General features: G+C 59.4%; 6 protein-coding genes. 4 read left to right on the forward strand and 2 right to left on the reverse strand.

Features of this window, described 5'->3' with window-relative positions; translation table 11 throughout:
* The first annotated feature begins 66 nt into the window (after window positions 1-66).
* The 3 genes from rpoB to ACSQ3S_RS03445 all read left to right on the forward strand — a co-directional run bounded on the left by rpoB (window position 67) and on the right by ACSQ3S_RS03445 (window position 9,496).
* Window positions 67-4,173: a DNA-directed RNA polymerase subunit beta gene (gene rpoB / locus ACSQ3S_RS03435; RefSeq protein WP_436141586.1), complete on the forward strand. Its 4,107-nt coding sequence runs from the start codon at window positions 67-69 to the stop codon at window positions 4,171-4,173.
* Between the two features lie 72 nt (window positions 4,174-4,245).
* Window positions 4,246-8,478 (forward strand): DNA-directed RNA polymerase subunit beta', encoded by a 4,233-nt coding sequence (rpoC, locus tag ACSQ3S_RS03440; protein WP_176655971.1) that lies wholly within the window; start codon window positions 4,246-4,248, stop codon window positions 8,476-8,478.
* Between the two features lie 409 nt (window positions 8,479-8,887).
* Window positions 8,888-9,496 (forward strand): ArsR family transcriptional regulator, encoded by a 609-nt coding sequence (locus ACSQ3S_RS03445; RefSeq protein WP_176655970.1) that lies wholly within the window; start codon window positions 8,888-8,890, stop codon window positions 9,494-9,496.
* On the opposite strand, the gene ACSQ3S_RS03450 is transcribed toward ACSQ3S_RS03445, so the two are convergent.
* Window positions 9,493-10,908, reverse strand: coding sequence for an ATP-binding protein (locus ACSQ3S_RS03450; RefSeq protein ID WP_436141587.1), 1,416 nt, complete (start codon window positions 10,906-10,908; stop codon window positions 9,493-9,495). The two genes, ACSQ3S_RS03445 and ACSQ3S_RS03450, sit on opposite strands and share 4 nt — an antisense overlap.
* Window positions 10,909-11,083: 175 nt before the next feature.
* On the opposite strand from ACSQ3S_RS03450, the gene ACSQ3S_RS03455 reads away from it, so the two are divergent.
* Window positions 11,084-11,542: an acyl-CoA thioesterase gene (locus tag ACSQ3S_RS03455; protein WP_436141588.1), complete on the forward strand. Its 459-nt coding sequence runs from the start codon at window positions 11,084-11,086 to the stop codon at window positions 11,540-11,542.
* A gap of 53 nt (window positions 11,543-11,595) precedes the next feature.
* On the opposite strand, the gene ACSQ3S_RS03460 is transcribed toward ACSQ3S_RS03455, so the two are convergent.
* A complete protein-coding gene (locus ACSQ3S_RS03460) occupies window positions 11,596-13,401 on the reverse strand; it encodes a DUF885 domain-containing protein (RefSeq protein ID WP_436141589.1) in 1,806 nt (601 codons plus the stop codon).
* Between the last annotated feature and the right edge of the window lie 37 nt (window positions 13,402-13,438).

Consider the following 13,438-nt stretch of genomic DNA (forward strand, 5'->3'; position numbering starts at 1 on the left):
GAAGTGGCTAATAGTGCACTGGCAAAACCTGAATTTTTTATCCTTTCTGTCACTCACGGAGTGTCCATGCACTACTCATTTACTGAGAAGAAACGCATTCGCAAATCATTCGCGAAGCGCGCCAACGTTCACCACGTTCCGTTCCTGCTGGCTACCCAGCTCGAGTCCTACCATAGTTTCTTGCAAGAAGACGTAGCAGCGTCGACACGCAAGAACGACGGCCTGCAGTCGGCCTTTACCTCGATTTTCCCTATCGTTTCGCACAATGGTTTTGCGCGTCTCGAATTCCTGTCGTACGTTCTGGGCGATCCCGCCTTCGACGTCAAGGAATGCCAACTGCGTGGCCTGACGTTCGCGTCGCCGCTGCGCGCCAAGGTGCGCCTGGTGATCCTGGACAAGGAATCGCCGACCAAGCCGGTCGTCAAGGAGATGAAGGAACAGGAAGTCTACATGGGCGAACTGCCCCTGATGACCACCACCGGTTCGTTCGTCATCAACGGTACCGAGCGCGTTATCGTTTCTCAGCTGCATCGCTCCCCTGGCGTGTTCTTTGAGCACGACCGCGGCAAGACCCACTCGTCGGGCAAACTGCTGTTCTCCGCGCGTATCATTCCTTACCGCGGTTCGTGGCTGGACTTCGAGTTCGACCCGAAAGACATCCTGTTCTTCCGCGTCGACCGCCGCCGCAAGATGCCGGTGACGATACTGCTGAAGGCGATCGGCATGTCGCACGAGCAGATCCTGGCGAACTTCTTCGTGTTCGACAATTTCAACCTGCGCTCCGAAGGCGCGGAAATGGAATTCGTCGCCGAGCGCCTGCGTGGCGAAGTCGCGCGTTTCGACATCGTCAACAAGGAAGGCAAGACGCTGGTCCTGAAGGACAAGCGCATCAACGCCAAGCACGTGCGCGACATCGAATCGAACGGCATCAAGCACATCTCCGTGCCGGAAGACTACCTGCTGGGCCGCGTGCTGGCCAAGAACATCGTCGATCCTGAGACCGGCGAAGTCGTCGCGTCCGCCAACGACGAGCTGACCGAAGACGTGTTGGGCCGCCTGCGCGAAGCCAATATCTCCGAAATCCAGACCCTGTACACCAACGACCTGGACCAGGGCGCCTATATTTCGCAAACCCTGCGCATCGACGACACCGCCGACCAGATGGCCGCCCGCGTCGCGATCTACCGCATGATGCGTCCTGGCGAACCGCCAACGGAAGACTCCGTCGAAGCGCTGTTCAACGGCCTGTTCTACAGCGCCGACCGCTACGACCTGTCGGCCGTCGGCCGCATGAAGTTCAACCGCCGCATCGGCCGCGACGAACTGACCGGCGCCATGACGCTGTCGAACGAAGACGTGCTGGCCGTGATCAAGATCCTGGTGGAACTGCGCAATGGCCGCGGCGAAGTCGACGATATCGATCACCTGGGTAACCGCCGCGTGCGTTGCGTCGGCGAACTGGCCGAGAACCAGTTCCGCGCCGGCCTGGTGCGCGTTGAGCGCGCCGTGAAAGAGCGTCTGGGTCAGGCAGAAGCCGACAACCTGATGCCGCACGACCTGATCAACTCGAAGCCGATTTCGGCCGCAATCCGCGAGTTCTTCGGTTCGTCGCAGCTGTCGCAGTTTATGGACCAGACCAACCCGCTGTCGGAAATCACGCACAAACGCCGTGTATCGGCCCTGGGACCTGGCGGTCTGACCCGCGAACGCGCCGGCTTCGAGGTGCGCGACGTGCACCCGACCCACTACGGCCGCGTGTGCCCGATCGAAACGCCTGAAGGCCCGAACATCGGCCTGATCAACTCGCTGGCGCTGTACGCCCGCCTGAACGAATACGGCTTCCTGGAAACCCCATACCGCAAGGTCGAGGGCTCCAAGATCACCGACCAGATCGACTACCTGTCCGCCATCGAAGAAGGCCGCTACATCATCGCCCAGGCGAATGCGACCATCAGCGATGAAGGCACGCTGAGCGATGAGCTGGTATCGGCCCGTGAAGCCGGCGAAACCATCCTGGTATCCCCGGAGCGCATCCAGTACATGGACGTGGCGCCTGGCCAGATCGTTTCCGTGGCGGCATCGCTGATTCCGTTCCTCGAACACGATGATGCGAACCGCGCATTGATGGGTGCCAACATGCAGCGCCAGGCGGTTCCTTGCCTGCGCCCTGAAAAAGCACTGGTCGGTACCGGCATCGAACGCACCGTGGCAGTCGACTCGGGCACCACCGTGCAGGCATTGCGCGGCGGTATCGTCGACTACATCGACGCGGGCCGTGTCGTGATCCGCGTCAACGATGACGAAGCCACCGCCGGCGAAGTCGGCGTCGACATCTACAACCTGATCAAGTACACCCGTTCGAACCAGAACACCAACATCAACCAGCGTCCTATCGTCAAGGTGGGCGACCGCGTGGCCAAGCGCGACGTGATCGCCGACGGCGCATCGACCGACCTGGGCGAGCTGGCTCTGGGCCAGAACATGACCGTGGCCTTCATGCCATGGAATGGTCTGAACTTCGAAGATTCGATCCTGATCTCGGAAAACGTCGTCAAGGACGACCGCTACACCTCGATTCACATCGAAGAGCTGAGCGTTGTTGCGCGCGATACCAAGCTGGGCGCGGAAGAAATCACCCGCGACATCTCGAACCTGGCTGAGAACCAGCTGGCTCGTCTGGATGAGTCCGGTATCGTCTACATCGGCGCGGAAGTGCAAGCGGGCGACACCCTGGTCGGCAAGGTCACGCCTAAAGGCGAAACCCAGCTGACCCCGGAAGAGAAGCTGCTGCGCGCGATCTTCGGCGAGAAGGCATCGGACGTCAAGGACACCTCGCTGCGCGTGCCATCGGGCATGATCGGCACCGTCATCGACGTGCAAGTCTTCACCCGTGAAGGCATCGTTCGCGACAAGCGCGCGCAACAGATCATCGACGATGAACTGAAGCGTTTCCGCCTGGACCTGAACGACCAGATGCGTATTGTGGAGGGCGATGCCTTCCAGCGTCTGGAAAAAATGCTGATCGGCCAAGTGGTCAACGGCGGTCCGAAGAAGCTGGCCAAGGGCGCCAAGATCACCAAGGAATACCTGGCCGATCTGGACAAGTACCACTGGTTCGACATCCGCCCTGCGGACGACGCCGCTGCTACCGCGCTGGAAGCGATCAAGGAATCGATCAACGAGAAGCGCCACCAGTTCGACCTGGCCTTCGAAGAGAAGCGCAAGAAACTGACCCAGGGCGACGAGCTGCAACCTGGCGTGCAGAAGATGGTCAAAGTGTATCTGGCCGTCAAGCGCCGCCTGCAGTCGGGCGACAAGATGGCGGGTCGCCACGGTAACAAGGGTGTGGTTTCCCGTATCGTGCCGGTGGAAGACATGCCATACATGGCCGACGGTACGCCGGCCGACGTGGTGCTGAACCCGCTGGGCGTTCCTTCCCGTATGAACGTGGGTCAGATACTCGAGACCCACCTGGGTTGGGCCGCCAAGGGCCTGGGTATCCGTATCGGCGAGATGCTGCAGCAGCAGATCAAGGTCGAAGAGATGCGCAAGTTCCTGACCACCGTCTACAACGAGAACGGCCGTCCGGAAGACCTGGACCAGTTCGACGACGAAGAGATCATGAAGCTGGCGAACAACCTGAAGAAGGGTGTTCCGTTCGCTACTCCGGTGTTCGACGGCGCGCACGAATCGGAAATCCGCCGCATGCTGGACCTGGCGTATCCGGACGACATCGCCGCCAAGCTGGGCATGACCCCGTCGAAGAATCAGGTCACGATGTACGACGGCCGCACCGGCGAAGCGTTCGAGCGCAAGGTTACCGTCGGCGTGATGCACATGCTGAAACTGCACCACTTGGTCGACGACAAGATGCACGCGCGTTCGACCGGTCCATACTCGCTGGTAACGCAGCAGCCACTGGGCGGTAAAGCCCAGTTCGGCGGCCAGCGCTTCGGTGAGATGGAGGTGTGGGCACTGGAAGCATACGGCGCATCGTATGTGCTGCAAGAAATGTTGACCGTTAAGTCGGATGACGTGAACGGCCGTACCAAAGTGTATGAAAACCTGGTCAAAGGCGACCACGTGATCGACGCCGGTATGCCTGAATCGTTCAACGTGCTGGTGAAAGAGATCCGTTCCCTGGGTATCGATATCGACCTGGAACGCAACTAAAACATCGCACGGGCCCCGCCGGCCTTCGCCGGCGGGGCAGTTTAAAGAATTCATCACTACCTGGAGTGATACATGAAAGCACTGCTCGATCTATTCAAGCAAGTACAGACGAACGAGACTTTTGACGCGATCAAAATCGGTCTCGCTTCGCCTGAAAAAATCCGTTCGTGGTCCTACGGCGAAGTTAAAAAGCCGGAAACCATCAACTATCGTACCTTCAAGCCTGAGCGCGACGGTCTGTTCTGCGCCAAGATCTTTGGCCCGATCAAGGACTACGAATGCCTGTGCGGCAAGTACAAGCGCCTGAAGCACCGCGGCGTCATCTGCGAAAAGTGCGGCGTTGAAGTCACGCTGGCCAAGGTGCGCCGCGAGCGCATGGGCCACATCGAGCTGGCGTCGCCGACCGCGCACATCTGGTTCCTGAAGTCGCTGCCATCCCGTCTGGGCATGGTGCTGGACATGACGCTGCGGGACATCGAACGCGTGCTGTACTTCGAAGCATACGTCGTGACCGATCCAGGCATGACCCCGCTGAAGAAGTGCCAGATCATGTCGGAAGACGACTACGCCGCCAAGTACGAAGAGTACGGCGACGACTTCACCGCCTTCATGGGCGCTGAAGGTATCCGCGAACTGCTGCGCTCGATCGACATTCACCGCGATGCCGAGACCCTGCGCGTGGAACTGAAGGAATCGAAGTCCGAAGCCAAGATCAAGAAATACGCCAAGCGCCTGAAAGTGCTGGAAGCGTTCCAGCGCTCGGGCATCAAGCCTGAGTGGATGATCATGGAAGTGCTGCCGGTGCTGCCGCCGGAACTGCGTCCGCTGGTGCCGCTGGACGGTGGCCGCTTCGCGACCTCGGATCTGAACGATCTGTATCGCCGCGTGATCAACCGTAACAACCGCCTGAAACGCCTGATGGAGCTGCGCGCTCCAGAGATCATCACGCGCAACGAAAAGCGCATGCTGCAAGAAGCGGTCGATTCGCTGCTGGACAACGGCCGTCGCGGCAAAGCGATGACCGGCGCCAACAAGCGTCCGCTGAAATCGCTGGCTGAGATGATCAAGGGTAAGGGCGGCCGTTTCCGTCAGAACTTGCTGGGCAAGCGCGTCGACTACTCGGGCCGTTCGGTCATCGTGGTGGGTCCGCAGCTGAAACTGCACCAGTGCGGCCTGCCGAAGCTGATGGCGCTGGAACTGTTCAAGCCGTTCATCTTCAACAAGCTGGAACTGATGGGCCTGGCTACCACGATCAAGGCCGCCAAGAAGCTGGTCGAGATCCAGGAACCGGTCGTCTGGGACATCCTGGAAGACGTGATCCGCGAACACCCGATCATGCTGAACCGTGCGCCTACGCTGCACCGTCTGGGTATCCAGGCTTTCGAGCCGGTCCTGATCGAAGGCAAGGCCATCCAGCTGCACCCACTCGTCTGCGCGGCATTCAACGCCGACTTCGACGGTGACCAGATGGCTGTCCACGTTCCGCTGTCGATCGAAGCACAGATGGAAGCCCGCACCTTGATGCTGGCTTCGAACAACATCCTGTTCCCGTCGAACGGCGAGCCGTCGATCGTTCCTTCGCAGGATATCGTGCTGGGTCTGTACTACGCGACCCGCGAAGCGATCAATGCGAAAAACGAAGGCATGCTGTTCCCTGACGTGTCGGAAGTCATTCGTGCCTACGACAACAAGGAAGTGGAACTGACCACCCGCATCACCGTGCGTATCGTTGAGAATCCCAAGGATCCAGTGACGGGCGAATTCGTCCGCACCGTGACCCGCTACGAGACCACGGTCGGCCGCGCCATCCTGTCGGAAATCCTGCCGAAAGGCCTGCCATTCTCCGTGCTGAACCGCGCGCTGAAGAAGAAAGAGATTTCCAAGCTGATCAACACGTCCTTCCGTAAGTGCGGCTTGCGCGCGACGGTGGTGTTTGCCGACCAGCTGATGCAGTCGGGCTTCCGCCTGGCGACCCGCGCCGGTATTTCGATCTGCGTGGACGACATGCTGGTACCGCCTCAAAAAGTCACCCTGATTTCGGCTGCAGAGTCCGAAGTCAAACAGATCGAGCAGCAGTACGCTTCGGGTCTGGTGACCGCCGGCGAGCGTTACAACAAAGTGGTCGACATCTGGGGCAAGACCTCCGATGAAGTCGGCAAGGCCATGATGGACCAGCTGAAAGTGGAAGACGTCATCAAGCGTGACGGCACCAAGTCCACCCAGGAATCCTTCAACGCGATTTACATGATGGCCGACTCGGGCGCCCGCGGTTCCGCGGCGCAGATTCGCCAGCTGGCAGGTATGCGTGGTCTGATGGCGAAACCGGACGGTTCGATTATCGAAACGCCGATTACCGCGAACTTCCGCGAAGGCCTGAACGTGTTGCAGTACTTCATCTCGACCCACGGCGCTCGTAAAGGTCTGGCCGATACGGCACTGAAAACCGCGAACTCGGGTTACCTGACCCGTCGTCTGGTCGACGTGACCCAGGATCTGGTCGTCATCGAAGATGATTGCGGCACGACCAACGGCACGCTGATGAAGGCGATGGTCGAGGGTGGTGAGGTTATCGAAGCGCTGCGCGACCGTATCCTCGGCCGCGTGGTGGTCAACGACGTCGTCAATCCGGAAACCCAGGCTACGCTGTACGAAGCCGGCACGCTGATGGACGAAGACATGGTCGAAGAGATCGAGCGTCTGTCGATCGACGAAGTCAAGGTTCGCACTCCGCTGACTTGCGACACGCGCTTCGGCCTGTGCGCCAAGTGCTACGGTCGCGATCTGGGCCGCGGCATGCTGGTCAACGCCGGCGAAGCCGTCGGTGTGGTCGCTGCGCAGTCGATCGGTGAACCTGGTACCCAGCTGACCATGCGTACCTTCCACATCGGTGGTGCGGCGTCGCGTGCGGCAGTGGCATCGTCGGTGGAAGCGAAGTCGAACGGTACCATCCGTTTCACCTCGACCATGCGTTACGTTACCAACGGCAAGGGCGCGCAAATCGTCATTTCCCGTTCGGGCGAAGTGCTGATCACCGACGACCACGGCCGTGAGCGCGAGCGTCACAAGGTGCCGTACGGCGCGACCCTGATCGTCAAGGACGGTCTGGTGATCAAGGCCGGTACCGCGCTGGCAACCTGGGATCCGCTGACCCGTCCGATCATTACCGAATACGCCGGTACCGTGCGTTTCGAGAATGTGGAAGAAGGCGTGACCGTTGCCCGTCAGGTCGACGAAGTCACCGGTCTGTCGACCCTGGTGGTCATCGATGCGAAACGCCGTGGTTCGCTGACCAAGACCATGCGTCCGCAGGTCAAGCTGCTGAACGAAGAAGGCCAAGAAGTGAAGATCGCGGGCACCGAACACGCCGTGGCGATCGGCTTCCAGGTCGGCGCGCTGATCATGGTGAAAGATGGCCAGTCGGTGTCGGTTGGTGAAGTGCTGGCACGTATCCCGACCGAATCGCAGAAAACCCGCGATATTACCGGTGGTCTGCCGCGCGTTGCCGAGCTGTTCGAAGCACGTTCGCCGAAAGACGCGGGCATGCTGGCGGAAGTTACCGGTACTGTTGCATTCGGTAAAGAAACCAAGGGCAAGCAGCGTCTGGAAATCACCGACATGGACGGCAACAAGCACGAGTTCCTGATTACCAAGGACAAGCAAGTGCTGGTGCACGACGGCCAGGTGGTGAACAAGGGCGAGATGATCGTGGACGGTCCTGCCGATCCACAAGACATCCTGCGCCTGCTGGGTATCGAAGCGCTGGCTCGCTACATCGTTGACGAAGTGCAGGACGTGTACCGTCTGCAGGGCGTGAAGATTAACGACAAGCACATCGAAGTGATTGTGCGTCAGATGCTGCGTCGTGTTCAGATCGTTAATGCCGGCGACACCAACTATATCGTTGGCGAGCAGATTGAGCGTTCGGAACTGCTGGACGAAAACGATCGCGTTACCGCGGAAGGCAAACTGCCTGCCACCTACGAAAACGTATTGCTGGGTATTACCAAGGCATCGCTGTCGACCGATTCGTTTATCTCGGCCGCATCGTTCCAGGAAACTACCCGCGTTCTGACCGAAGCCGCAATCATGGGCAAGCGCGATGGTCTGCGCGGTCTGAAAGAAAACGTCATCGTTGGTCGCCTGATTCCAGGCGGTACGGGTCTGGCATTCCACCGCGCACGCAAAGAAAAAGAAGCGTGGGAAGTGGAAGAGCGTCAAGCCCTGCTGCTGGCGGAAAAAGCCTCGATGTCCGGCGGCGATGTGGAAACGACCGAAACGGTTACTCCGCACGACGGCGAAGCGTAATTCAGCTTTTAGTCCCGCAAATAAAAACGGCACCTTCGGGTGCCGTTTTTTTATTTGCATTCGCGATTAATAACTTCGCCAGGTATTGCTGAATAGTTTAATCTCATCTGTCGACGGCTTTCGCCGGGCTCTAAAAGATTTAATATATCGCATACTCTTAGCCTTAAATGGCATATGCATGCTTTTCATCCACGCTGAGCCTGGCCCATTGTGGTTCGCTCGAGCAGTTTCGGCTTTATCGTAACCTCCGTTTATCTGTACGCATATCCAATATGGACGGGTCTCGTCTAGCGTGATTTGCTGGCCTGCAACCGCCAAGTCCGCCCGCAGCCTGGTCCGATGCAAGCTGGCCTGCAAAACCCATGTTAAACATGCCAGACAGCAGTTCGTTCATGCTAAGATTTGGCTCATGATCGCTCAAGCACTCTTTACCCCTGCCCAGCAAAAGCTGCTGGGCTTGCTCTTTGTACGTGTCAATCAAGGCTTCCACTTGAACGAGATCATGCGCCTGACCGGTTTGGGCAGCGCATCGGCTCAACGGGAGCTCAAACGGCTGCATGAGTCGGGCGTCATCGTGTCCGAGCGGATCGGCAATGTACGCCGGTTCAAGCCCAACAAGGAATGCATCGTGTTCGGGGAATTAAGCAACCTGGTCAAGAAAACCTTCGGACTGGTCAGCGTGTTGAATTCGGCGCTGGCGCCGTTGCAACACGTATTGAATGTGGCATTTGTTTATGGCGCCACCGCCAAGGAACACGAGGGCATGGATACGCCGGTGGAATTAATGCTGATCGGCGATAACACCAGCTACGGCGAATTATTATCCAGGTTGCCGGTCGCCGAGCGTTTATTACGCCGCAAGATTAATCCCAACCTGTACTCCATTCCCGACTTCAAGCGCCGCCTGCGCGAACAACAGCCGTTTATTCTGCAAGTGCTGCGCGAGCAAAAGATTTATGTATTGGGCGATGAAAACGATCTTGAGAAAATCAGCGGCGAAGACGTGGCCGTGAATTAATCCATCAGCTCGGCGGCGGCCCACATCGGCGTCGTGTCTTTTTGCGGGAATAATAAAGAAAAGCGCGTATATCGACCCGCCTGGGATTCGCAATGAATCCTGCCGCCAAAAGCGGTAATGACACGCTGGCAGAATGCCAATCCCATGCCGGTGCCGCCGCCATTATGCCGGGTGCTATAAAACGGCTCGAATACATGCGGCAATACATCATCCGGAATACCCGCGCCGGTATCCGTCACCAGCAATTGCTTGCTATTCCCGTTCGTAAAGAAAGCAATCTCGACTTCACCCCGTCCTGCGGATTTGATCGCATGCAGCGAGTTTTTAAAGAGATTGTATAAAACATAGACCAGCAATACATCCGAGCCGAAAAAGGTAAAGTCCTCGGCCGCCTTCACCACCACTTTATCGCGCATCGAGCTCTCGAACGGATAACAGGCCAGCGCCTCCTCCACGCATTTTTTGATCGAGTGATGGGCGAAATCGCTGCGGTTCAGCGTGCCGGCGCGCGCCGAGGCCAGCATCATGTCGACGATGAAATTGGAGCGGCTGATTTCGGCATCGATGTGCTGGGTCAGCTTGCCCAGGTATTGCAGCTGCGCCGGCTGCAGCCGCTGGTCGATGTGCTGGTGCTCGACCGCCATCTGGTAGCCGGCCAACAGCTCCGGCAGGCACTTGGCCAGCACCCGCGACTGGTTGCGTATGGTCGCCAGCGGCGTGCGCATTTCGTGGGCGATGGTGGCCGCCACCTCCATCGGGTCCGCCAGCAGGTTGTGCCGGACCATGGCCTGGGCGATCAGGCCGAGGCTGGCCGCCACGAACAGCACGCCCGGCGGATAGAACTGTATGCCGTAATTGCACAAATAATCGACCGAGGCGAAGAAATAGATCAGCATGCTGACCAGGCAATAGCGCAGCCGGGTCCTTTCGGTCGATACCGCCATCCGCTGGCGCCTGTAGAGCAGCCACAGGCCGCGGCTGACGACGATCCCGGTCTGTGCCAGGTGCAGCGGGTGCAGCGGGCCGGCCTTGGGGTAAAAACCGAAGAAATAGGGATAGAGGCCGGAAATCAGGTAGTTCGTGCTCAACAGGATCACGCCCAGCAGGCCGGCCAGCAGATAGGACAGCTCCACCCAGCGCCCCTCGCTGCGCTGCGCCGTCAATTCGGCGATGAAGTGGTACAGCGTGGTCGGCAGGAACAGGATCAGCAGATACCCCATCTTCGCCAGCGACATAGCCTCGTGTTCGTCGTGGATCTGGAACAGCACTGCCCAGGTGAACTGCCAGCAAAAGGTGGTTGTACACAACAGGAAAAAGGTCAGGCTGATGCGGCTTACCCCGCGCGAATGCAGCACGTAGGCGCCGTAGCAAAGGAATAGCAGGGAAACCACGGCGGGCAGGAGGGAATGCATGTGCTCTTTCCAACGGGCTTTGGATGGTAGCCCGAAGTATTGCGCGTGTTGATATAGTTCGCTTGTCTATTGAACAATAGTTTGCGCTAGATCAAACATGCATCACGCAAACCCGTTTTAAGTGATCGCATGCGGTCGGCCGGCCGCGGCGCTTCATTTTTAAAGGGGAATACTCATGTTGCTGCGCGCTACCGAAGTCGAAATGTCCGAAATCAACGCTGCTGTCGCCGCCAACGCCAGGCTGAGCTTTATCCACACCCTGACGGTCTACCTGAAGGACTCGAATGCCTACGGCAATACCTACTTTGCGCGTTACTTCGAATGGCAGGGGATTTGCCGGGAAGAGTGGTTTTTCGAGTGTATTTCACGCGACATGCTGCAAAAGGAAGGGGTATTCATCACCAAACATGCGGAACAGGACTATTTGCAGGAAACCTTCCCGTTCCAGGATATCAGCTGCGAGATGAATACTTTTGACATAAAGAAGTGCTCATTTTGGCTGGAATTCCGTTTTTATGCGGATGGCAAGGCGGTCTCCGTCGGGCGTCAGCAGATCGTCTTCGCCAATCATGCCAAACAGATCACGGCCTTGCCTGAACGGGTGATTGCCCGTATCAAGCGTTATGCCAAGTAAATGGAAAAGCGCGTTGACGACGCCGCAAGCGGGCGTCGTCACTTTCCCGGCAATTACTTTTGCGCCGCGATCCAGCGATCGACTTTTTCCTCCAGCAGCGCCAGCGGCAGCGTGCCGTCGCCCAGCACCACCGCGTGGAACTTCGGCAGGCTGAACTTGTCGCCCAGCGCCGCGGCGGCGCGCTGACGCAGCTCGACGATCTTCAGCGAACCGATCTTGTAGCCCAGCGCCTGGCCCGGCCACGCCATGTAGCGTTCGGTTTCGCTCTTGGCCACCGCGTCGTAGCCCAGCGTGTCGTGCATGTACTGGATGCTTTGCTCGCGGGTCCAGCCCTGGGCGTGCATGCCGGTGTCCACTACCAGGCGGGTGGCGCGCAGCAGCTCGTCGTTCAGGTGGCCGAAATACTGTGCCGGATCTTCAAACAAGCCCATTTCCTTGCCCAGCGTTTCCGCATACAGCGCCCAGCCCTCGGTGTAGGCATTGTTGCCGCCGTATTTACGGAAGTTAGGCAGATTCAATTCCTGCATCAGCGCGATGTGGAAGTGGTGGCCCGGCTTGCCTTCGTGCAGGAACAGCGTGGTCATGCCGGGGCTGCCGTACTTGGTCGGATCGTTGACCACCGACCAGAACACGCCCGGACGCGAACCGTCGCCGGCCGGCGCGGTGTAGTGGTCCGAAGCCGTCGCTCGGCTCAGCTCGGGCTCCAGGCGCAGGTCCAGCTGGGCTTTCGGCTGCAGCGTGAACATCAGCGGCAGCTTGGTGTCGAGCACGTCGTTGAGCTTGCGGTACACCGCCTGCACTTCATCTTCAGTCTTGAACGGGTAGAACTTCGGCTGCGCCGCCACCCACACCGGCAAGCCGGCGGCCGGGCCGTTGTAGCCCAGCTTGGGACCGAGCAGTTCGAACTGGCCCTGGATGCGCGCGACTTCCCTGAGGCCGATCGCGTGGATTTCATCCGGTTTCAGCGAGGTTGTCGTCGCGTTGGCGACACGGGCCTGGTACCAGGCGGCGCCGTCCGGCAGCGCGCCGAGGCCGGTCGTGGTGCGGCAGGCCGGCACGTATTCCGTTTCCAGGAAGTTCGCCAGGCGCGCCAGCGCCGGCATCACCTTGTCGGCGATGGTCTTGCGGTAGGCCGCTGTCAGGCGCTGCTTGTCGGCGTCGGAGAAGGCGGCCGGCAGCTTGGTGATCGGCGTGTAGAAGATATTGCTTTCCGGCGTGTCGCTGACCAGCTTCTTGAATTGCGGCAGGCCCGATTCCATGATGGCTTTCGGCTCGGTGATGCCTTTCTTCATGCCTTCGCGCATATTGGCGATGGCCTGGTCTATCCAGGCCGGCAGCTGCGCCACGCGGCTCAGGTAAGCCTGGTATTGCTTGACCGTGCCGATCGGCTGCGACGCCTCGCCGCCGGCGTAGTTGGCCAGGGTGACCGGCACGCTGTCCATCTGGTTGATCGGCAGCAGGTGCTCGGGGAAGCGCTCCATCGCCAGCAGGCCGTGCAGCTCGTAGCTGAGGATGTCGTAATTGATGCGGTCCGCGCTGTCGAGCTGCTCGCGCTTGATCGTCTTCAGGCGGGCGGCGAACTGGCGGTACAGCTTGAATTGCTGCGCGCGCTTGGCCGGCGCGATGCTCATGCCGAGCTGGTCGTCGAAACGGTTGTCGCCGTTCTCGGTGGCGCCGATGGGTTCGAAGCGGGCGCTGGCGTCGTAATACTGGTCGGCGATGGCCAGCAAGGCCTTGTGCACGGGCGCGGGGCTGGCGTGCGGCGCGGCGGGCGCATCGGCGGCGTTGCTGTTGGCAACGGGGGCAAATGCCAGCGCGACGGCGGTAGCCAGCGCGGCGAGACGAAGTTGATGCTTCATAACTGTTTCCTGGTCGATAGTGAATCAAGCGGCGCTA

This window comes from Duganella sp. LjRoot269, from assembly GCF_964254095.1.
Classification (GTDB): Bacteria; Pseudomonadota; Gammaproteobacteria; order Burkholderiales; family Burkholderiaceae_D; genus Rugamonas; species Rugamonas hordei.

Excerpts from the sequence above, each read along its gene's own strand:
- rpoB (WP_436141586.1), top strand. The coding sequence starts at position 67 with ATGCACTACTCATTTACTGAGAAGAAACGCATTCGCAAATCATTCGCG.
- rpoC (WP_176655971.1), top strand. The coding sequence starts at position 4,246 with ATGAAAGCACTGCTCGATCTATTCAAGCAAGTACAGACGAACGAGACT.
- ACSQ3S_RS03445 (WP_176655970.1), top strand. The coding sequence starts at position 8,888 with ATGATCGCTCAAGCACTCTTTACCCCTGCCCAGCAAAAGCTGCTGGGC.
- ACSQ3S_RS03450 (WP_436141587.1), bottom strand. The coding sequence starts at position 10,908 with ATGCATTCCCTCCTGCCCGCCGTGGTTTCCCTGCTATTCCTTTGCTAC.
- ACSQ3S_RS03455 (WP_436141588.1), top strand. The coding sequence starts at position 11,084 with ATGTTGCTGCGCGCTACCGAAGTCGAAATGTCCGAAATCAACGCTGCT.
- ACSQ3S_RS03460 (WP_436141589.1), bottom strand. The coding sequence starts at position 13,401 with ATGAAGCATCAACTTCGTCTCGCCGCGCTGGCTACCGCCGTCGCGCTG.